The sequence below is a fragment of the Aminobacter aganoensis genome (assembly GCF_014206975.1).
GTDB classification, from domain to species: domain Bacteria; phylum Pseudomonadota; class Alphaproteobacteria; order Rhizobiales; family Rhizobiaceae; genus Aminobacter; species Aminobacter aganoensis.
Window position 1 is genome coordinate 54,653 of record NZ_JACHOU010000017.1, and the last position, 19,080, is coordinate 73,732.

Annotated in this window: 19 protein-coding genes; 11 read left to right on the plus strand and 8 right to left on the minus strand. The window is 64.9% G+C overall.

Features of this window, described 5'->3' with window-relative positions; all coding sequences use genetic code 11:
• Positions 1–132: 132 nt before the first annotated feature.
• Positions 133–2,133, minus strand: a complete 2,001-nt coding sequence (locus tag GGR00_RS22880; RefSeq protein ID WP_184701345.1) for a CocE/NonD family hydrolase — start codon at positions 2,131–2,133, stop codon at positions 133–135.
• A gap of 148 nt (positions 2,134–2,281) precedes the next feature.
• Here GGR00_RS22880 and GGR00_RS22885 point away from each other — a divergent pair, with 148 nt between their 5' ends.
• Together GGR00_RS22885 and GGR00_RS22890 are read left to right on the plus strand one after the other, a co-directional pair.
• On the plus strand, positions 2,282–2,530 hold the full coding sequence (locus GGR00_RS22885) for a type II toxin-antitoxin system Phd/YefM family antitoxin (RefSeq protein WP_055980024.1): 249 nt from the start codon (positions 2,282–2,284) through the stop codon (positions 2,528–2,530).
• Positions 2,520–2,801: a type II toxin-antitoxin system RelE family toxin gene (locus GGR00_RS22890; protein WP_055980020.1), complete on the plus strand. Its 282-nt coding sequence runs from the start codon at positions 2,520–2,522 to the stop codon at positions 2,799–2,801. The genes GGR00_RS22885 and GGR00_RS22890 overlap by 11 nt, the downstream gene beginning before the upstream one ends.
• Position 2,802: 1 nt before the next feature.
• Here the strand turns inward: GGR00_RS22890 and GGR00_RS22895 are convergent, their stop codons facing one another.
• From GGR00_RS22895 to puuE, 4 genes are read right to left on the minus strand one after another with little or no spacing between them, the layout of a single operon-like run.
• Complete coding sequence (locus GGR00_RS22895; RefSeq protein ID WP_184701348.1) at positions 2,803–3,396, minus strand: nucleoside deaminase; 594 nt, start codon at positions 3,394–3,396, stop codon at positions 2,803–2,805.
• Positions 3,397–3,400: 4 nt separating this feature from the next.
• A complete protein-coding gene (locus tag GGR00_RS22900) occupies positions 3,401–3,901 on the minus strand; it encodes an ureidoglycolate lyase (RefSeq protein ID WP_055980318.1) in 501 nt (166 codons plus the stop codon).
• A gap of 21 nt (positions 3,902–3,922) precedes the next feature.
• Complete coding sequence (locus GGR00_RS22905) at positions 3,923–4,768, minus strand: bifunctional allantoicase/(S)-ureidoglycine aminohydrolase (RefSeq protein WP_055980014.1); 846 nt, start codon at positions 4,766–4,768, stop codon at positions 3,923–3,925.
• Between the two features lie 5 nt (positions 4,769–4,773).
• Positions 4,774–6,207, minus strand: coding sequence for an allantoinase PuuE (gene puuE, locus GGR00_RS22910; RefSeq protein ID WP_055980011.1), 1,434 nt, complete (start codon positions 6,205–6,207; stop codon positions 4,774–4,776).
• Positions 6,208–6,386: 179 nt separating this feature from the next.
• Between puuE and uraH the strand changes: the two genes are divergently transcribed.
• Genes uraH through xdhC form a run of 4 tightly spaced genes read left to right on the plus strand, consistent with a single transcriptional unit; the run spans position 6,387 to position 11,543 of the window.
• A complete protein-coding gene (gene uraH / locus GGR00_RS22915; protein WP_184701350.1) occupies positions 6,387–6,752 on the plus strand; it encodes a hydroxyisourate hydrolase in 366 nt (121 codons plus the stop codon).
• 3 nt (positions 6,753–6,755) lie between these two features.
• Entirely contained in the window at positions 6,756–8,237 is a 1,482-nt protein-coding gene (gene xdhA / locus GGR00_RS22920) for a xanthine dehydrogenase small subunit (RefSeq protein ID WP_184701352.1), read from the plus strand.
• 1 nt (position 8,238) lies between these two features.
• Complete coding sequence (gene xdhB, locus GGR00_RS22925; protein WP_184701354.1) at positions 8,239–10,599, plus strand: xanthine dehydrogenase molybdopterin binding subunit; 2,361 nt, start codon at positions 8,239–8,241, stop codon at positions 10,597–10,599.
• Complete coding sequence (xdhC, locus tag GGR00_RS22930; RefSeq protein ID WP_184701356.1) at positions 10,596–11,543, plus strand: xanthine dehydrogenase accessory protein XdhC; 948 nt, start codon at positions 10,596–10,598, stop codon at positions 11,541–11,543. The genes xdhB and xdhC overlap by 4 nt, the downstream gene beginning before the upstream one ends.
• A gap of 15 nt (positions 11,544–11,558) precedes the next feature.
• Here the strand turns inward: xdhC and dps are convergent, their stop codons facing one another.
• Together dps and GGR00_RS22940 are read right to left on the minus strand one after the other, a co-directional pair.
• Complete coding sequence (gene dps / locus GGR00_RS22935; protein ID WP_184701357.1) at positions 11,559–12,047, minus strand: DNA starvation/stationary phase protection protein Dps; 489 nt, start codon at positions 12,045–12,047, stop codon at positions 11,559–11,561.
• A 106-nt stretch (positions 12,048–12,153) separates the two neighbouring features.
• Positions 12,154–12,669: a winged helix-turn-helix transcriptional regulator gene (locus tag GGR00_RS22940; protein WP_184701359.1), complete on the minus strand. Its 516-nt coding sequence runs from the start codon at positions 12,667–12,669 to the stop codon at positions 12,154–12,156.
• Between the two features lie 113 nt (positions 12,670–12,782).
• On the opposite strand from GGR00_RS22940, the gene GGR00_RS22945 reads away from it, so the two are divergent.
• On the plus strand, positions 12,783–13,253 hold the full coding sequence (locus GGR00_RS22945; protein ID WP_184701361.1) for an SRPBCC family protein: 471 nt from the start codon (positions 12,783–12,785) through the stop codon (positions 13,251–13,253).
• 160 nt (positions 13,254–13,413) lie between these two features.
• A complete protein-coding gene (locus GGR00_RS22950; protein WP_184701363.1) occupies positions 13,414–14,610 on the plus strand; it encodes a serine hydrolase domain-containing protein in 1,197 nt (398 codons plus the stop codon).
• A 17-nt stretch (positions 14,611–14,627) separates the two neighbouring features.
• Here GGR00_RS22950 and GGR00_RS22955 read toward each other — a convergent pair whose 3' ends face one another.
• Positions 14,628–15,548 carry a LysR family transcriptional regulator gene (locus GGR00_RS22955; RefSeq protein WP_055979979.1) on the minus strand — a complete coding sequence of 307 codons (921 nt, stop codon included), beginning with the start codon at positions 15,546–15,548 and terminating at the stop codon, positions 14,628–14,630.
• A gap of 147 nt (positions 15,549–15,695) precedes the next feature.
• On the opposite strand from GGR00_RS22955, the gene GGR00_RS22960 reads away from it, so the two are divergent.
• The 3 genes from GGR00_RS22960 to GGR00_RS22970 all read left to right on the plus strand — a co-directional run bounded on the left by GGR00_RS22960 (position 15,696) and on the right by GGR00_RS22970 (position 18,943).
• A complete protein-coding gene (locus GGR00_RS22960; RefSeq protein WP_184701365.1) occupies positions 15,696–16,916 on the plus strand; it encodes a urate hydroxylase PuuD in 1,221 nt (406 codons plus the stop codon).
• Positions 16,917–17,071: 155 nt separating this feature from the next.
• Positions 17,072–18,388, plus strand: coding sequence for a guanine deaminase (gene guaD, locus GGR00_RS22965; protein WP_055979972.1), 1,317 nt, complete (start codon positions 17,072–17,074; stop codon positions 18,386–18,388).
• Positions 18,389–18,445: 57 nt separating this feature from the next.
• Complete coding sequence (locus GGR00_RS22970) at positions 18,446–18,943, plus strand: heme-degrading domain-containing protein (RefSeq protein ID WP_055980315.1); 498 nt, start codon at positions 18,446–18,448, stop codon at positions 18,941–18,943.
• Positions 18,944–19,080 lie beyond the last annotated feature (137 nt).

Below are 19,080 nucleotides of genomic sequence, written 5' to 3' on the forward strand. Positions count from 1 at the left end.
CCTCACTCTGGCGGTCGTTATTGCTCGACTTCTGGTGGCAATATTGACCGTAACGTAAGGGCATCGGCAAGGCCGAATGCGACATCATGTGGCGCAATCGACATGTCGCTTTTGGTACAAGGGCCTTTCGCTTCAGATGTGGTCGCGGGCGATGGTTTCGGCGAAATCGCGCTCGAAAACCAAGCTGCCGCCTTCATAGGCCTCGATCCGGCCGGTGAGATGGAAGTTTTGGCTGTCGGAGCGCATCGTGGTGAAGGCTTCGGTTCGGACAGCCCAGTCGTTTCTCGACAAAGTCTGCGTCCAGTGGGTCTCGCCATGGGCCGACAACGGGTCTGCGGGGTCGATTGTCCACGTCTCCCGAGCGACCTCGCCGACCGCCAGACCATGGTCGAGATCGCGGGTCTCGCCGAAGTCGTCGACGATGCGCAGCGTCACCTTGCCGTCCACGCGTTCGACCTTGCGGACGTGGCTGTCCTCGCGCAGCGTCTCGATCTGCCAGGGCGCAGCACCCTCCGGTTCCTCGAAGCTCCATTCGTCGCCTTCGCCCGAGGGGCGCACCGGCAGCTCGATCGAGCCGCCGTGGATCGTGAGCGTCAGCTCGTCCGGCGACGGCCAGACGAGCGGCCAGTAGGTCGACGAGACGGAGACGCGCAGCCGGTTGCCTGGCGCGACGCGGTAGGCGATGTCATCGAGCTTGAACGCGATCTCCATCGTCTCGCCCGGCACCACGTCCTGGGGGAATTCGTGGCTGTTGCGGTGGCAGAGATTGAGCACGCCATAGGTGATGCGGGTCGAGGCGCCGTCCGGCTGGACGTCGCACAGGCGCACGGCGACCATCGCCTGCTTGCGGTCGGCGGCGAGCTTCAGGCGGATCAGCGGGCTGCCGACGATGTCGAGCGGGGCGTCGAGCACTGCGCCGTCGAAGCAGGCCGACTTGGCGTCGTCGGCGCGCTGGTCGCCGGGCAGTTCCGGCCCGAGCCAGATGGCGCAATATTCGCCGCCGTCCATGCCGCAGTCCTGCGGCGAGGCGATCGATACGGGACGGTCGAGCGTGGCGTTTTCGGCCAGGGTGCCGTTCGCGCCGAACGCCAAGGTGCGGGTGGCGATGTCAGGCGAGGGCCATTGCCGTTCCGCAATCCAGCGGCCGGCGCGTTCGAGATACCATTCGCGCGGCGGTTCGGAATCCATGACGTAGAGCCGCATCGCCGGGTCGTCCTCGACGCCGGTTTCCTTGCCCTTGAGCCAATGGTCCCACCAGCGCAGCGCCTCCTGCAGGAAGCCGATGGCCGGCTTGGGTACGGCGAAGTGCGGGTACTTGTGGACCCATGGTCCGGCAATGCCCTTGACCGGCGCCTTGAGGTTGCCGACCAGCCGCGCGACGGTGTTCTTGTAGGAATCGCCCCAGCCGCCGATGGCGAGCACCGCGGCCTTGATGGCGGAATAATCCTCGTTGACCGAGCCGCGCTTCCAATAGGCATCGCGGCGCTGGTGCTTCAGCCAGACGGCCGGCAGGAAGGGCTCGTGTTCGAGCCGGTCGAGCCACATGTCGCGCCAGGCGTCGCCGACGAGTGCCGGATCCGGCGGACGGGAGGAGTAGGACAGCATGGTTGCGCCCCAGCCCATGTTTTCGTTGAGCAACAGGCCGCCCTTGTAGTGGATGTCGTCGGCATAGCGGTCGTCGGTCGAGCACAGCGTGATGACCGCTTTCAGCGCCCTGGGCTGGAGGGCCGCGACCTGGAGGCCGTTGAAGCCGCCCCAGGAGATGCCCATCATGCCGACCTTGCCGTTGCACCAGGGCTGGGCTGCGGCCCAGGCGATGACGTCGCAGGCGTCCTGCCACTCCTGGCCGGTGTATTCGTCCGCCATCAGGCCCTCGGAATCGCCGTTGCCGCGCATGTCGACGCGGATCGAGGCATAGCCGTGGCCGGCGAAATAGGGATGGGTCAGGCAGTCGCGTGTCGTGGTGCCGTCGCGCTTGCGGTAGGGCAGGTGCTCGAGGATGGCCGGCACCGGGTCCTGGTCGGCGTCAGCCGGCATCCACACCCGCGCCGACAGCCGCGTGCCGTCGGGCATGACGATGCCCATATCGGGAAACTCGACGATGTCGCGCGGAAACTCGGTGACGGTTTTCATTGGCATTCCAGTCTTGTGCTTCGCTATTTGTGCACGCCGGTGCCGCCGCTGGCTAGCGTGGAAACGTCATCGACGGGCTCTGGGCACAGCGGATTGAAAAGACCTGTTAAAGGTACTATTTATAGATCCATAATCGAGGCCATGAAAAATGCCGAACACCGTCCTTGCCGAAGTGACAGCCAGCGTCTCGGAGCTGAAGAAGAATCCGATGGGCACCGTGGCCGCAGGCGAAGGCTTCCCCGTCGCTATCCTCAACCGCAACGAACCGGCCTTCTATTGCGTGCCGGCCAAGGCTTTCGAGGCGATGATGGAACGGCTGGAGGATATCGAACTCAATGCGCTTGCCGACGCCCGCAAGGGCGAAAAGCGCATTCGGGTCGATCTCGATGCCTTATGAGGTCGAGTTCCTCGAAACTGCACTGAAGGAATGGAAGGCGCTCGACGCCAACACGCGCGAGCAGTTCCGTAAGAAGCTGAAGGAGCGTTGCGACACGCCGCGCGTTCCCTCAGCCAAGCTGCACGGCGCCAAGGATCGCTACAAGATCAAGCTGCGCAGTGCCGGCTATCGCCTCGTCTATGAGGTAGAGGACGGCCGGCTTGTGATATTGGTCATCGCCGTGGGCCGGCGGGACCGCCTTGAGGTCTATGCCAAGGCGGCCAGGCGCTGAACTAGTTCAACGGGATGTCGTTGTCGCCCTTGCTGGCCTGGTAGGTGCCGGACATGTCGTCGTAGAGCTTGGAGATTTTCGCCAGGCGCTCTTCCAGCCGCTTGCGGTCGGCCTCAGGCAGGTCGCGCACCAGCTTGCGCAGGGAAAAGCTCTTCCAGTAGGCGTTCTCGGCGTTGTAGCCGCCGGGCTCCAGCGTGAAGACCTCCTTCAGGATCTTGAGGTCGTGCGGGATGGCGAAGCTGTCGCGCGAATCCTCGTGGCTGAAGAGATAGTAGAAATTGTCGAAGCCGGCCCAGGTGATGGCCGACAGGCACAGCGAGCAGGGCTCGTGGGTCGACAGGAAGATCAGGTCCTTCGTATCCGCACGGGTTGCCTTGGGCATCTCGTAGAAGCGCTTCAGGCAATGCATCTCGCCATGCCAGAGCGGGTTTTCGAGCTCGTTGTTGGTCTCGGCCAGCACCAGCGAACGGTCGTCCTTGGCGAGCAGTGCCGCGCCGAACAGCTTGTTGCCCCTGGTCACGCCTTCGGCCGTCTTGGGCACGATGTCGTGTTCGATGACGTCGAACAGGCGTTCGATCAGGGAGAGTTCGGCCATTCGCTCAGCAGCCTTCCGGGAGGACGATTTCGTATGGGTGCGAGAAGTGGAATTCTTCGAGATTGGGGCCGGTGCCGCCGCGGTCGACGACGACGAAATCCTGGTCCTCGCCGATAGGCGTCAGCACGCCGTGCCAGAGATTGCGTGGATAGTTGACGCCCTGGCCGGGCGCGGTGACGAAGGCGTGCGGCTCGCCCGGTCCATCGCCGATGTCGTGGCAGACGACGACGAGATAGGGCCGCGGCGACAGCGGAATGAAGGCCTGGCTGCCGAAGGGGTGGCGCTCGACCATCGAGAGCTTCAGCGGGAACGGATAGGGCGTGCCCTTGAAGATGTTGATGATGACGTGGCCGTCGGGGCCTGCCGCCTCGGCGCGGGCGAGCGCATGGTAGCGCTCGCATTTGCCTGCGTTGATCGGGTAGTGGGTGTCGCAGTTGGTGTCGATCACCTCGCCGAATTCGGCGAAGTTCTCGCGCGTCAGGGGCCTGGCGACGATCCGTTTCATTTCACCCGACATGGCTTGTCCTCAGCGACGGTGCGTGGCGTTGAAGGCGCCGAGCTGCATGTGGCGGTTGACGTCCTTGTAGAGCAGGTAGCGGAACTTGCCGGGACCGCCGGCATAGCAGGCCTGCGGGCAGAAGGCGCGCAACCACATGAAGTCGCCGGCCTCGACCTCGACCCAGTCGTTGTTCAGCCGGTAGACCGCCTTGCCTTCGAGCACGTAGAGGCCGTGCTCCATGACGTGGGTTTCCGGGAACGGGATGATGCCGCCGGGCTCGAAGGTGACGACGGTGACATGCATGTCGTGGCGCAGGTCGTTGGGGTCGACGAAGCGGGTGGTCGCCCACCTGCCGTCCGTGTCCGGCATCGCGTTCGGCTCGATGTCGTTGTCGTTGAGGAACAGCGGATCGGGCGCGTCGAGGCCGTCGACATATTCATAGGCCTTGCGGACCCAGTGGAAACGCGCGGTCTCCGAGCCTGCATTGCGCATCGTCCAGCCGCTGGCCGGCGGCAGGTAGGCATAGCCGCCCGGGGTCAGCACATGGCTCTTGCCGGCGATCGTCACGGTCACTTCGCCTTCGACGACGAAGAACACGCCTTCGGCGCCGGCGTCCGGCTCAGGCCGCTCGCTGCCGCCGCCCGGCTGCACTTCCATGATGTATTGCGAGAAGGTCTCGGCGAAGCCCGACAGCGGGCGGGCGATGACCCACAGCCGCGTCTTGTCCCAGTGCGGCAGGAAGCTGGTGACGATGTCCGAGAACTCGCGCTTCGGAATCACCGCATAGGCTTCGGTGAAGACGGCGCGATCGGTGATCAGGTCCGTCTGGGGAGGCAGGCCGCCTTTCGGCGCGTAGTAGGAGCGTTTTGTCATTGTTCTTAACGGGGCAGGAGGTCGTTGAGGCGATACCAGGCGATGCGTTCCACCTGCTTGCAGGCGGTGGCGAATTCCTGGTCGCGGCTGTTGGCGATGCGGGTCTCGAATGCCTTGAAGATGCTTGCCTTGTCATTGTCGCGCACGGCGATGATGAAGGGGAAGCCGAATTTCTCGACATAGGTGGCATTGAGCTCGGTGAAGCGGGCGCGCTCGGCGTCGGTCAGCGCGTCGAGGCCGGCAGAGGCCTGTTCCCTGGTCGACTCTTCGGTCAGGCGCTTGGCCTGGGCCAGCTTGCCGGCGAGGTCGGGGTGGGCGGTCAGCACGCCGAGCCGCTCTGTTTCGCTGGCCGAGCGGAAGGCGCGGCACAGCGCGTTGTGCAGGCCGCCGGCGCTGTCATGCGCCGGTCCGAGCTCGAATTCGAAGGCGCGTTCGGCGATCCACGGCGAATGCTCGAAGATCGAGCCGAAGCGCTGGACGAACTCCTGGCGCTCCATGCGCGAGGGGCGCAGCGCCTGCGGCTGGTATGGATGGTTGTCGCGCCAGTGCCTGGCGATGTCAGCGCGGCGGGCGATCCAGACCTTGTCGTGGCCCTGGACATATTCGATGAAGCGGCGCAGCGCCTCGGCGCGGCCGGGGCGGCCGACGAGGCGGCAGTGCAGGCCGATGCTCATCATGCGCGGCCGGCCGGCAGCACCCTCGCGGTAGAGCGTGTCGAAGCTGTCCTTGAGATAGGCGTAGAACTGGTCGCCCGAGTTGAACCCTTGGGCGGTCGCAAAACGCATGTCGTTGGCGTCGAGCGTGTAGGGGATGACCAGTTGCGGTGGTATCGCGTTGCCGTGGCCGTCATGGTCGAGCCAGTAGGGCAACTCGTCGTCATAGGTGTCGGAGATCCAGTCGAAACCGCCTTCGGCCGCCGCGAGGCGCACCGAATAGACCGAGGTGCGGCCGAGATAGAGGCCGGTGGGGCGCTCGCCGACGACTTCGGTGTGCAGGCGGATCGCTTCGACAAGGTCAGCGCGTTCGTCAGCTTCCGCGTGATCGCGGTAGTCGATCCAGCGCAGGCCGTGCGAGGCGACTTCCCAGCCGGCGTCCTGCATCGCCGCGACATGGTCGGGTGAGCGGGCGAGGGCCGAGGCGACGCCATAGACGGTCACCGGCGCATTGGCTTCGGTGAACATGCGGTGGAGCCGCCAGAAGCCGGCGCGGGCGCCGTATTCGTAGATCGATTCCATGTTCCAGTGACGCTTGCCCGGCCATGGGGCCGCGCCCACGACCTCGGACAGGAAGGCTTCCGAAGCGGCATCGCCGTGCAGGACGTTGTTTTCGCCGCCCTCTTCGTAGTTGACCACGAATTGAACGCAGACGTTGGCGCCGCCCGGCCATTTCGGGTCTGGTGGGTTCGCGCCATAGCCGCGCATGTCTCTTACGTAACGCATGATCCCTCGAAAGCGGTCGATTACTGCCACTTGAGCAGGATAGCGAAAGGAGCGGCAGACATTCCCTCGAAAAATTTTGAAAGTCTTTTTGTAGCGGTGTTCTCGACCGCACCTTATGCAATGGCCTTAAATGGCGCAAAATCCAAGATGATGGCGCATGTCGCCAGTAGGGAGAGCGAATGACAAAGGCCGAAGGCGGACGCCTCACCACCCATGTCCTTGACACTGCATCCGGCAAGCCTGCCGAGGGGCTGTCGATTTCGCTGTTCCGTATCGAGGGCGATGTGCGGACGCTGCTGAAGAAGGTCGTGACCAATTCCGACGGCCGCTGCGACGCGCCGCTGCTCGCCGGCGATGAATTCCTGACCGGCGAATACGAACTCGTCTTCGCGGCCGGCGACTATCTACGCCGCCAGGGCACAGAGCTGGCGAAGCCGGCTTTCCTCGACATCGTGCCGATCCGCTTTGGCATGGCCGAGCGGACGCACTATCATGTGCCGCTGTTGATCTCTCCCTACAGCTATTCCACCTACAGGGGCAGCTGAGCCATGGCGACGGTCAAGACACGCAACCATATTCGCTTCATCCTCAACGGCGAGGACGTGAGGCTGTCGGAGGTCGCGCCCGACGAGACGCTGCTCGACCATCTGCGCCTGCGCCGGACGCTGCGCGGCACCAAGGAAGGTTGCGCCGAAGGCGACTGCGGAGCCTGCACGGTGCTCGTCGGCCGGCTTTCCGCCGGCAAGCTGGTCTATGAAAGCGTCAACGCCTGCATTCGCTTCGTGGCGTCGCTCGACGGCTGCCATGTCGTTACCGTCGAGCATCTGGCCGGGGAGGCCGGCAAGCTGCACCCGGTGCAGCAGGCGATGGTCGACTTCCATGGCTCGCAATGCGGCTTCTGCACGCCGGGCTTCGTGATGTCGCTCTATGGCCTGTGGATGGGTTCGCCCGTGCCGTCGGACGAGGCGATCGAGAAAGCGCTGCAGGGCAATCTGTGCCGCTGCACCGGCTACGAGGCGATCATGCGCGCGGCGCGCGCCATCTCCGACTACGGCAAGGTGGCCAAGGATCCGCTGCTGGTCGAGCGCAAGGCGATCACCGCCCGCCTCGAAGCGTTCAAGGACGGCACTCGCGTCGAGGTCGGCGAGGGCAAGGACCGCTTCGTCATCCCGGCCACAGTAGATGACCTCGCCGACGTGCTCGAGGCAGAACCGACCGCAACCGTGGTTGCCGGCTCGACCGATGTCGGCCTGTGGGTCACCAAGCACATGCGCAACATCTCGCCGGCCGTGTTCATCGCCAACATCGATGGCCTGCATTCCCTCGACGAGGACAAGGGCGTCATAACAATCGGCGCAGGCGTCACCTACACCGAGGCGTTCGAGATGCTGTCGAAGCGCATCCCCGCACTCGGGCCGCTGATCGACCGCATCGGCGGCCAGCAGGTGCGCAACATGGGCACCATTGGCGGGAACATCGCCAATGGCTCGCCCATCGGCGACACGCCGCCGCCGCTGATCGCGCTCGGCGCTCGGCTCACGCTGCGCAAGGGCAAGGCGCGGCGGACGATATCGCTCGAGGATTTCTTCATTGCCTATGGCAAGCAGGACCGTGCCCCTGGCGAATTCGTCGAGGCGGTGCATGTGCCGGTGCCCGACAAGGGCGATCACTTCGCCGTCTACAAGGTCACCAAGCGCCGCGACGAGGACATCACCGCCACGCTCGGCGCCTTCTGGCTGAAGGTCGCCAAGGATGGCACGGTGGCGGGTGTGCGCATCGCCTATGGCGGCATGGCGGCGACGCCGAAGCGTGCCAGCGTGGTGGAAAAGGCGCTTGTCGGCCAGCCTTGGAGCGAGGCTACGGTGGAGGCGGCAATGGCAAGATATGCCGAGGACTTCACCCCTCTGACCGACATGCGCGCCACCGCCGAATACCGCGCGTTGGCAGCGAAAAACCTGCTGCTGCGTTTCTACACGGAAACCACCGGCACCAAGGCACCGTTCACGGTGTCGCGATACGAGGCTGCGTGACATGACCCAGCACCAACCTAACCTCAAGGCGGCGAAGATCACCGGTGGCGTGCACACCGACCAGCGCCACGATTCCGCGCACAAGCACGTTGCCGGCGAGGCCGTCTATATCGACGACATGCCGGAACCTGCGGGCACGCTGCATGTCGGCCTCGGCCTGTCCAACGTCACCCATGGCACGCTGAAGTCGGTCGACCTGTCCGCCGTCCGTGCCGCACCCGGCGTCGTTGACGTGCTGACCCATGCCGACGTGCCGGGCGAAAACGACATTTCGCCGAGCGGCATGCATGACGACCCGGTCTTCGCCGAGGGCAAGGTGGAGTTCCACGGCCAGCCGATCTTCGCCGTCGTGGCCAACACCCGCGAGCAGGCCCGCCGCGCCGCGCGCCTGGCCAAGATCGAATATGACGAGCTGCCGGCCGTCATCAGCATCTGGGACCTCGACCCGGAGACGGACAAGCAGGTGACGTCGCCGCTGACGCTCAGCCGAGGCGATGCCGCGGCGGCTATAGCCGCGGCTCCACGCCGGGTGAAGGGGCGGATGAAGCTCGGCGGCCAGGACCATTTCTATCTCGAAGGCCAGGTGTCGCTGGCGGTGCCCGGCGAGGACGACGAGGTCATCGTCTATTGCTCGACTCAAGGCCCGAGCGAGACCCAGCACCTCGTTTCGCATGTGCTCGGCGTGCCAAGCCACGCGGTGACGGTCGAGGTTCGGCGCATGGGCGGCGGCTTCGGCGGCAAGGAAACACAGGCCAACCAGTGCGCGGCGATTGCCGCCATCGCGGCCAAGAAGCACAAGCGCGCTGTGAAGGTCCGCCTCGACCGCGACGAGGACATGACCGCCACCGGCAAGCGCCACGACTTCGCCATCGACTACGAGGTCGGCTTCGACGACGCGGGCAACATCCTCGGCGTCGACTACATGTTCGCGCTCAATGCCGGCTTTTCGGCCGATCTGTCGGGGCCGGTGGGCGACCGGGCGCTGTTCCATTGCGACAACGCCTATTTCTATCCGAACGTGCATGCGAAGTCGGCGCCGCTCTACACCAACACGGTGTCGAACACGGCGTTCCGTGGCTTCGGCGGGCCGCAGGGCATGGTCGGCGCCGAGCGCGTCATCGAGGAGGTGGCGTTTGCGCTCGGCAAGGATCCGCTCGAGATCCGCAAGCTGAACTTCTACGACGCCATCGGCGTTGCCGGCGAACGCAACCTGACGCCCTATCACCAAAAGGTCGAGGACAACATCATCCACCGCATCGTGGCGGAACTGGAGGAGAGCGCGTCCTATGCGCGCCGCCGGCGCGAGATCGCGGCGTTCAACGCCAACAGCCGCTTCGTCAAGCGCGGACTTTCGCTGACGCCGGTCAAGTTCGGCATTTCCTTCACCAAGACCGAGTCCAACCAGGCCGGCGCGCTGGTGCATGTCTATGCCGACGGCTCGGTGCACATGAACCATGGCGGCACCGAGATGGGCCAGGGCCTGCATCTCAAGGTGGCGCAGGTGGTGGCGGAAGAGTTCCAGATCGACCTCGACCGGGTGAAGATCACGGCGACGACCACGGCCAAGGTGCCCAACACAGCGCCGACGGCGGCGTCCTCGGGCGCCGACCTCAACGGCATGGCGGCACAGGACGCGGCGCGGCAGATCCGCAAGCGGCTGACCGACTTCGCCGCCGAGAAGTACCAGGTGCCGGGCGACCAGGTGGTGTTCCTGCCCAACAGGGTGCGCGTCGGCAACCAGGAGATTTCGTTCAACGACCTGGTCAAGCAGGCCTATCTCAACCGTATCCAGTTGTCGGCCGCCGGCCACTACAAAACGCCGAAGATCCACTGGGACCGGAGCAAGGGCAGGGGCCACGCCTTCTATTACTACTCCTATGGCGCGGCCTGCTCGGAGGTGTCGATCGACACGCTGACCGGCGAATACGTCATCGAGCGGGCCGATATCCTGCACGACACCGGCCGCTCGCTGAACCGGGCCATCGACATCGGCCAGGTCGAGGGCGGCTTCGTCCAGGGCACGGGCTGGCTGACTACGGAAGAGCTGTGGTGGGATGGCAAGGGCCGGTTGCGCACGCATGCGCCGTCGACCTACAAGATCCCGCTGGCTTCCGACCGGCCGAAGATCTTCAACGTGGCACTGACCGACTGGTCCGAGGCCTACGAGCCGACCATCCACCGTTCGAAGGCCGTCGGCGAGCCGCCGCTGCCGCTCGGCATCTCGGTGCTGCAGGCGCTTTCGGATGCGGTCGCCAGCGTCGCCGACCACAAGGTCTGCCCGCGCCTCGACGCGCCGGCAACGCCGGAGCGGGTGCTGATGGCGATCGAACGCCTCCGGGCCGAGGCGGCCCAGGCCAAGTGAGCAAGACCGTCAGGAGCCTGCGCGCATTCCTTGACACGGCGCCCTCAGCGGCGCTGGTCGAGGTGGCCGAGGCGAAGGGCTCAACCCCGCGCGAAAAGGGCGCGTGGATGCTGGTGTCGCCGGAACGCATCTTCGGCACCATCGGCGGCGGGCAACTGGAATTCATGGCGATCGACGCGGCGCGCGCGATGCTGTCTGCGCCGGCGCTCTCCCCCCTTGGGGGGGAGATGCCCGCAAAGCGGGCAGCAGAGGGGGTAACCTCAGGCGCCCAAGGGGTGTCGAGCCCGGTCGCAACGACCCCACCCGACGGTTTCGCCGCCACCCTCCCCTCGAGGAGGGAAAACCTCACCCTCGACATCCCGCTCGGCCCCGAGATCGGCCAGTGCTGCGGCGGGCGGGTTGAGGTTGCCATCCGCCCTGTCTACGCGGCGATGGCGGCCGACCTGGTGGCATCGGCCGAGGCGTCGGACGCGGCCCTGCCGCAGGTGCTGGTCTTCGGCGGCGGCCATGTCGGGCATGCGCTGGCATCGGCCTTCGCGTTGCTGCCGCTGAACGTCGTTGTCGTCGAGACTCGCGCCGATGCGCTCGACGGCATGCCCGGGGAGATCGACACCAGGCTGACCCCGGTACCGGAGGAGATGGTGCGCGAGGCGCCGGGAGGTTCGGCTTACGTCGTGCTGACCCACGACCACGCGCTCGACTTCCTGATCGTCGCCGAGGCGCTGAAGCGCGACGACACCGGCTATGTCGGCATGATCGGCTCGAAGACCAAGAAGGCGACGTTCAAGAGCTGGTTCCTCAAGACCGCCGGCGGCAGCGAGGCGCAGTTTGCGCGGCTGGTCTGCCCGATCGGCGGCGATGCGGTGAAGGACAAGCGACCCGCAGTCATCGCCGCCCTTGCCGCAGCCGAGATCATGACTGCTCTTGCGAACAGGCCAGCCTGAACGAAACGCCCTGAGCTATTCGCTTTCCTGGATGTGGGCCTCGAGGAACCACAGCGACTTGTCGAGGGCGCGCGAATAGGCGGTGAAGATGTCCGTGGTGTCGGCATCGCCGGCTTCGTCGGCCTCGTCGATGGCCGAACGCACGCTCTTCGCCGCATCGGCATAGCGGTCGATCAGCGCGGCGATGTGGTCCTTGGTCTTCGAGATGTCGGTCGGATAAGGCTTCTGCTTGCTGGTCTCGGCCACGACCTGCGTCGTGCCCAGGGCCGCGCCGCCGAGCTGTGCCGCGCGCTCGGCGATGGTGTCGACATGAACATCCAGCTCCTTGCGGAAGCCGTCGAGCATTTCATGGATGGCGATGAAATGCGGTCCCTTGACGTTCCAGTGCGCCTGCTTGGTCAGCAGGGCAAGGTCGATGGCATCGGCCAGCCTGGAGTTGAGCAGTTCGATCGAGACCTTCTTGGCATTGGACTTGAGGTCGTTGCGTGTCGGGTGGGAAATCATCGGCTGCTCCTTGATCCTCGGGTCGTGCCGCCCGGCCGGGCCGGAAGGCACACGCAGCCTACAACAGCCACATGACGGTTCGGTTCCGGGCTGGACCAGTCGAAAATCAGCGAGCGGCGGCGTTGCGAGCGACGACTTCGAGATAGGCGGCCTGCAATTGCTCACGCACCGGCAGGCGCTTTTGCGCGGCGTCCGACAGCGGTTCGCCGAGATGGGAGGCACGCAACTCCTCCATGAAGCGCTGCCACATCTCGGGGCCGCCTTTTTCCAGAAGCTCGGCGCGGATGCTGAGTTCCTCGCTGACCGGCAGCCACTTGCGGCCCCAGGCGCCGATACTGGCGAAAACCGGCAGCAACTCGATCGCCATCTCCGTCAGCGAATAGATCGCCTTCTGCTTGTGGCTGGGATCGTCGGCCTTGGTGATCAGCCCGTCCTCGACAAGCCGCTTCAGCCGGTCGGCGAGGATGTTGGAGGCGATGCCTTCCTCGGAGTTCGTCAGCAGTTCGCGAAAATGCCGGCGGTTGCCGAACATCATGTCGCGCAGGACGATCAGGCTCCATTTGTCGCCGACCACCTCGAGGGTGAGGTTGATCGGGCAGCCCGACCGTTGATGCTGGTTCATGCCGTGTCTCCAAAAACTGGTTGCAACATAAAATCAGTTGCGCTAGCCTGCAACTGGTTAGTAAATGCAACTGGTTTTAAATCTGGTTGCCATACCCACGGAGGAGGAACGACATGTCAGGCACATCGCATTCGACCTTCAGCAGCGACCGCATCTACCCGGTGGCACCGGCGGAGCTGTTTTCGGCATTCTCACAGGCCGAGCGCAAGCGCCGCTGGTTCGTCGAGGGCGAGGGCTGGCAGGTCGACGAATTCGCAGCCGACTTCAGGCCCGGCGGCTCCGAGCGCAGCAGCTTCCGCTTCGGGGGCGGGGCCTCGTATTCCAACGACACGACCTATCTCGACATCGTCCCCGACAAGCGGATTGTCTTCGCATATGTCATGGCAACGGAGGGCAAGCGGTTCTCCGCCTCGCTGGCAACCATCGAATTCGTGGCGGAAGGCAAGGGCACGCGCCTGGTCTATTCGGAGCAGGCGGCCTATCTCGACAGCGACAACACCGACGCCCAGACGGCCGACCGCAAGGCGGGCTGGGCCGAACTGCTCGAAGCGCTTGCCAGGCATCTGGACGAGACGGCGGGCTGACGGACTGCCGCCGGCGCGGAGGACGCTCGAATGGGGACGATCTCGGGAATGGACCGCGTACAATCATGAAGGGCGCAGTGCTTGCAGCCGTGCTTGCCCCGGCAGGGGCAGCGGCGCAGCAGGGCGAACGGAAACGGGCGCAAGGCCAGGGAGCACGACGATGAGCACCGGCAATTTCATACCCGACAGGCTTGAGCGGATGCGCAAGGTGATGGCCGGCCATGTCGAGCGCGGCGCGTTGCCTGGGCTCGTCTGGGCCGTCAGTCGCGTCGGCGAGACCCATGTCGAGGCCATAGGAGCGCTGGCGCTGAACGGCTCGATGCCGATGCGGCGCGACAGCATCTTCCGCATCGCCTCGCTGACCAAACCGGTTACGGCAGTCGCGGCGATGATACTCGTCGAGGAGTCGCGGCTCCGGCTCGACGATCCGGTCGACAAATGGCTGCCCGAACTTGCCAACCGCAAGGTTCTCAAGTCCGTCGACGCTCAGCTCACCGACACGGCTCCCGCCAGTCGGGCGATCACCTTGCGCGACCTGCTGACCCTGCGTTTCGGGCTCGGCGCGATCATGGTCTATCCCTTCGCTTATCCGGTGCAGCATGCTATGGCGGAGGCTGGCATCGTGCCGAGCGCCGACCTGTTCCGTGGCTCGGCAGACGCCTTCATGAAAGCTGTCGGCTCCCTGCCGCTCGCCCATCAGCCGGGCGAGGGCTGGCTCTACCACACCGGCCTCGACGTCTCCGGGGTGCTTGTCGCCCGCGCGGCCGGCCAGCCGCTGTCGGTCTTCATGCAGGAGCGCATCTTCGGCCCGCTTGGCATGAAGGACACCGGCTTCCATGTGCCCGCAGACAAGGTCGGCCGGCTCGCGACCGCCTATTCCAGGGATTTCCAGACCGGCAAGCTCGGCGTCTACGACGAGGCGAAAGGCGGATTGTTCGCCTCGTCGCCGAGCTTCGAAGCCGGCGGCGGCGGTCTGGTGTCGACGGCCGACGACTATCTTGCCTTCCAGCGGATGCTGCTCGGCAAGGGCAGGCTCGGCAGCGAGCGCATCCTGTCGCGCGCCTCGGTCGAGTTGATGACGACGGACCAGCTTACAGAGGAGCAGAAGGCGAGCGCGCCGATGTTCTTCAACGGCAATTCGGGCTGGGGCTTCGGCATGTCGGTGGCACTCAAGCGCGACAATCTCTGGCAGGTACCCGGCCGCTTCGGCTGGGATGGCGGCTACGGCACCTCTGGATATGCCGATCCCGAAAACGACCTTGCCGGTATCCTGTTGTCCCAGCGGCTGATGGATTCGCCGCAGGCGCCGGCGCATTACACCGACTTCTGGACTTCGGCCTACCAAGCCATCGTCTAGGAGCTGGTGCGAGCGGGCTACTTGCCGGCCAGGATTTCCTTGATCAGCTTGTGGCAGCGGTCGGCCATGAAGTCGAGCAGCAGCCGGACCTTTGGGTCCTGCAGCTTCTTGTGCGGATAGACCGCAGCGAACTGCACCGGCGTCGGCGGCGTCTGCGGCAGGATCACCTGCAGCCGCCCGTCGCGGATGAAGGGTTCGACCTCGAAGCGCGGCTTGTTGATGATGCCGCGTCCGGCCAGTGCCCAGCCGGTCAGCACGTCGCCGTCGTCGGAATCGAACGGCCCGTGGACCTCGAACTTGGTCGGCCCGGCCGGCGTCTCCAGCATCCAGTAGAATTCGCGCGAGCCGGGATAGCGCAGCATCAGGCAGTCATGCTTCCTGCCGATCAGGTCGTTGGCGCTCTCGGGTTCGCCACGCTTTTCGAGATATTTCGGCGCGGCGACCAGCACGCGCTCGCATTCCATGATGCCGCGCATCCTGAGGCTCGAATCCTCGATGACACCGAGCCGGAAGGCGACGTCGATGCCTTCCTTGAGGATGTCGACATTGTGGTCGGACAGGCGCAGCCGGACCTCGATGTCGGGGTATTTGTCATGGAATTCGGGAATGCCCGAAGCCAGCAGCCGGCGGCCGAGGCCGAGCGGGGCAGTGACGCGAATGGTGCCGCGGGGCTGGCCGGAGAGCGCCGAGACCGCGGCCTCGGCCTCGGTGATTGCCTCCAGCACCTGCTTGGCACCGGCGTAGAAGACGTTGCCATGCTCGGTCGGCATCAGCTGGCGCGTCGTGCGGTTGAACAGGCGCACGCCGAGATGCTTCTCCAACTCCTTGATTCTGTTGGAGGCGACGGCAGGCGAAATGCGCATGTCGCGGCCCGCGGCAGAGAGATTGCCGAGTTCCACGACGCGAACGAAAACGGCGATGTTGTCGAGATATGCCATGCGATGCCGAGGTTCCATAGCCGGCTTTTGCCGCGCCGCGCTACGCTAGTATTTTCCAGATTTTTTTGAAAGTCATCGCGAATCCTTTCACTTCCCACATGCATCGGGCATCGTAAGATTGCTGCTGCTGCGGAAAAGGGACGGCGGATGTACGACTTGGCGTTTTTCATGGACTGGGCAAGCTTCGCCGTGCGGTGGCTGCATGTCATCACCGCGATGGCGTGGATCGGCTCGTCCTTCTACTTCATCGCCCTCGACCTCGGGCTGAGGAAGCATGATGGACTGCCTGCCGGCGCCCATGGCGAAGAATGGCAGGTCCATGGTGGCGGCTTCTACCACATCCAGAAATACCTGGTGGCGCCGGCGCAGATGCCGGAGCACCTGACCTGGTTCAAGTGGGAATCCTATGCCACCTGGCTGTCGGGCTTCGCGCTGCTCAGCCTGGTCTATTACGGCGGCGCCGAACTGTTCCTCATCGACCGCAACGTGCTCGACGTCTCGGCGCCGGTGGCGATCGCCATTTCGCTCGCCTCGATCGGCATCGGCTGGGTGATCTACGACCAACTGTGCAAGTCAAAGCTCGGCGACCACGACACGCTGCTGATGATCATCCTCTATGTCATCGTGGTGTTCATGAGCTGGGGCTACACGCAGTTGTTCACCGGTCGCGCCGCCTTCCTGCACCTTGGCGCCTTCACGGCGACGATCATGTCGGCGAACGTCTTCATGACCATCATCCCGAACCAGAAGATCGTCGTCGCCGATCTCATCGCCGGCCGTAAGCCCGATCCGAAGTACGGCAAGATCGCCAAGACACGCTCGACGCACAACAACTACCTGACCCTGCCGGTCGTGTTCCTGATGCTGTCGAACCACTATCCGCTGGCGTTCGGCACCGAGTTCAACTGGGTCATCGCCGCGCTGATCTTCATCATCGGCGTGCTGATCCGCCACTACTTCAACACCATCCACAAGCGCGAAGGCAATCCGCACTGGACCTGGCTCGCCGCCGCGCTGCTGTTCATCGTCATCATGTGGCTGTCGACCGTGCCGAAGGTGCTGACCGGTGAAGACAAGAACGCCTCGGTCACCACCCAGCCCTACATCGCCGCGGCACAGTTCGAGAAGGTGCGCGACACCGTGCTTGGCCGCTGCGCCATGTGCCATGCCAACGAGCCGTCCTACGAAGGTGTCTATTATGCGCCCAAGGGCGTCGTGCTGGAGACCGACAATGCGATCGCCGAGCACGCCCGCGAGATCTACCTGCAGGCCGGCCGCAGCCATGCCATGCCGCCGGCCAACGTCACCCAGATAACGCCGGAAGAGCGGGCGTTGCTGGTCGCCTGGTACGAGCAGGCACGAAAGTAGCGCCTGCAGCATGATGCTGAAACGGGGCGGGCAAGAGCACGCTCCGGCCAAAAGACAGCGACACGCAGAGGTTCAGGGCGCAGCTCGTTGCACCCATTTCGACGCGCGGCGACAGCCGTGGTTTCGCCACGCCAGAAAGCTTGTAGAGTCCGATCATGACCACCACTCTTCTTCGCGGCCGTACCTTGTCCTTCCTGCGCTGGCCCGACAGCGCCGACGACCATGGGTCGTACGCGTATGAGGAAGACGGCGCCGTGCTGATGCGCGACGGCAAGATTGCCGCCGTCGGCGCTTATGCCCAGGTCGCGGCCCAGGCCGGCGGCGCCAAGGTCGTCGACCATCGCCCGCACCTGATCCTGCCGGGTTTCATCGATGCGCATGTCCACATTCCACAGATGCAGATCATCGCCGCCTATGGCGCCGAGCTGCTGGAATGGCTGAACAAGTATACGTTTCCCGAGGAAACGCGCTTCATCGACGCCCAGCACGGCCGTCGCATCTCGCGGCTGTTCCTCGACGAGATGGTGCGTCACGGAACGACGACGGTCGCCGCCTATTGCTCGGTGCACAAGCAGTCGGCCGAGGCTTTCTTCGCCGAGTCGCACGACCGCAACATGCTCAACATCGCCGGCAAGGTGATGATGGACCGCAACGCGCCGGACGGCGTGCTCGACACGCCGCAGACGAGCTATGACGACACCAAGGCGCTGATCGCCGAATGGCACGGCAGGGGCCGCCAGCACGTCGCGATCACCCCGCGCTTCGCCATCACGTCCTCGCCCGAGCAGATGGAAATGGCCGGCCAACTGGCGCGCGAGCACCCCGACCTGCACATCCAGACGCATCTGTCGGAGAACCACGCCGAGATCGCCTTTACCCAGGAGCTCTATCCCTGGTCGCGCGATTACACCGACGTCTACGAGCACTACGGCCTGCTCGGCAAGCGCACGCTTCTGGGCCATTGCATCCATCTTAGCGAGCGTGAGTCCGACGCGATCTCCGAGCATGGCTCGATCGCGGTGTTCTGCCCGACCTCCAACCTGTTCCTCGGCTCGGGCCTGTTCGACTACCAGCGCTATCGCAAGCGCGACAAGCCGCTGCGCATCGCGACTGCGACCGACGTTGGCGGCGGCACCAACTATTCGATGCTGCGCACCATGGACGAGGCCTACAAGGTCATCGCGCTCAATGGCGAGAAGCTCAACCCGCTGGCCTCCTACTGGCAGCTGACGCGCGGCAACGCCGAATCGCTGTCGATTTCGGACAAGGTGGGCACGCTGGATGTCGGCACCGACGCCGACATCGTGGTGCTCGACGCCCGCGCAACGCCGGGCATGCGGCTCCGGATGGAACGCACTGCAACGCTGGCCGAAGAGCTGTTCCTGTTGCAGACGCTCGGCGACGACCGCGCCGTGGTGGAGGTTTATGTCGCAGGCAAAGCCGCCAAGACGACCATGGATCGCGCCGCCTGACCTTGCGTCATTGGCCCGGGTCTGCCATGTGAGCCGTGTCTGATGGAGGAACGGACGATGGCAGCAGCCGAGGATCTGAGCAAGATCGCCGAGCAGGAGGACCGACTGGTCTTCGACCGCTTCGACGAGGCGGTCGCCTTCGACATCGGCTCGGCCATCCGTGCGCGCGGGCTGTCGGAAAACTTCCCCGTCATCATCGACATCCGGCTTTGGGACCGTGCGCTGTTCTACTGCGCGCTGCCCGGCTCGACCGTCAACAACACCGAGTGGGCGCGGCGCAAGATCAACGTCGTCAGGACCTTCCACCGCAGCAGCTACCGCATGGTGCTGCAGAAGGCGCGGCCGGACCGCACCTTTGCCGTCGGCGAGGCTCTGCCGATCGACGACTACGTGCTGGCCGGCGGCGGCTTTCCAATCCGCGTCAAGGGTGTCGGCGTCGTCGGCGCCATCGCCGTTTCGGGCCTGCCCGAGCGCCAGGACCACGAAGTCGTGGTGGCGGCCATCTGCGACCATCTCGGCATTCCCAGATCGGAGCTTGCGCTCGGGCCGGCATGATTTGGAACTTTGCGCCGCCCCTCATCCCCCTACCGGGACCTTCTCCCCGCAGAAACGGGAGAAGGGACAAGCGGCAACGTTGCGGCCAGCCTCCTTCGCCCCGTTACGGGGAGAAGGTCCCGGCAGGTGGGATGAGG

Bases quoted from the DNA above. Each gene is read 5' to 3' on its own strand.
- GGR00_RS22880 (WP_184701345.1), bottom strand. From the start codon at position 2,133: ATGAAAACCGTCACCGAGTTTCCGCGCGACATCGTCGAGTTTCCCGAT.
- GGR00_RS22885 (WP_055980024.1), top strand. From the start codon at position 2,282: ATGCCGAACACCGTCCTTGCCGAAGTGACAGCCAGCGTCTCGGAGCTG.
- GGR00_RS22890 (WP_055980020.1), top strand. From the start codon at position 2,520: ATGCCTTATGAGGTCGAGTTCCTCGAAACTGCACTGAAGGAATGGAAG.
- GGR00_RS22895 (WP_184701348.1), bottom strand. From the start codon at position 3,396: ATGGCCGAACTCTCCCTGATCGAACGCCTGTTCGACGTCATCGAACAC.
- GGR00_RS22900 (WP_055980318.1), bottom strand. From the start codon at position 3,901: ATGAAACGGATCGTCGCCAGGCCCCTGACGCGCGAGAACTTCGCCGAA.
- GGR00_RS22905 (WP_055980014.1), bottom strand. From the start codon at position 4,768: ATGACAAAACGCTCCTACTACGCGCCGAAAGGCGGCCTGCCTCCCCAG.
- puuE (WP_055980011.1), bottom strand. From the start codon at position 6,207: ATGCGTTACGTAAGAGACATGCGCGGCTATGGCGCGAACCCACCAGAC.
- uraH (WP_184701350.1), top strand. From the start codon at position 6,387: ATGACAAAGGCCGAAGGCGGACGCCTCACCACCCATGTCCTTGACACT.
- xdhA (WP_184701352.1), top strand. From the start codon at position 6,756: ATGGCGACGGTCAAGACACGCAACCATATTCGCTTCATCCTCAACGGC.
- xdhB (WP_184701354.1), top strand. From the start codon at position 8,239: ATGACCCAGCACCAACCTAACCTCAAGGCGGCGAAGATCACCGGTGGC.
- dps (WP_184701357.1), bottom strand. From the start codon at position 12,047: ATGATTTCCCACCCGACACGCAACGACCTCAAGTCCAATGCCAAGAAG.
- GGR00_RS22940 (WP_184701359.1), bottom strand. From the start codon at position 12,669: ATGAACCAGCATCAACGGTCGGGCTGCCCGATCAACCTCACCCTCGAG.
- GGR00_RS22945 (WP_184701361.1), top strand. From the start codon at position 12,783: ATGTCAGGCACATCGCATTCGACCTTCAGCAGCGACCGCATCTACCCG.
- GGR00_RS22950 (WP_184701363.1), top strand. From the start codon at position 13,414: ATGAGCACCGGCAATTTCATACCCGACAGGCTTGAGCGGATGCGCAAG.
- GGR00_RS22955 (WP_055979979.1), bottom strand. From the start codon at position 15,548: ATGGCATATCTCGACAACATCGCCGTTTTCGTTCGCGTCGTGGAACTC.
- GGR00_RS22960 (WP_184701365.1), top strand. From the start codon at position 15,696: ATGTACGACTTGGCGTTTTTCATGGACTGGGCAAGCTTCGCCGTGCGG.
- guaD (WP_055979972.1), top strand. From the start codon at position 17,072: ATGACCACCACTCTTCTTCGCGGCCGTACCTTGTCCTTCCTGCGCTGG.
- GGR00_RS22970 (WP_055980315.1), top strand. From the start codon at position 18,446: ATGGCAGCAGCCGAGGATCTGAGCAAGATCGCCGAGCAGGAGGACCGA.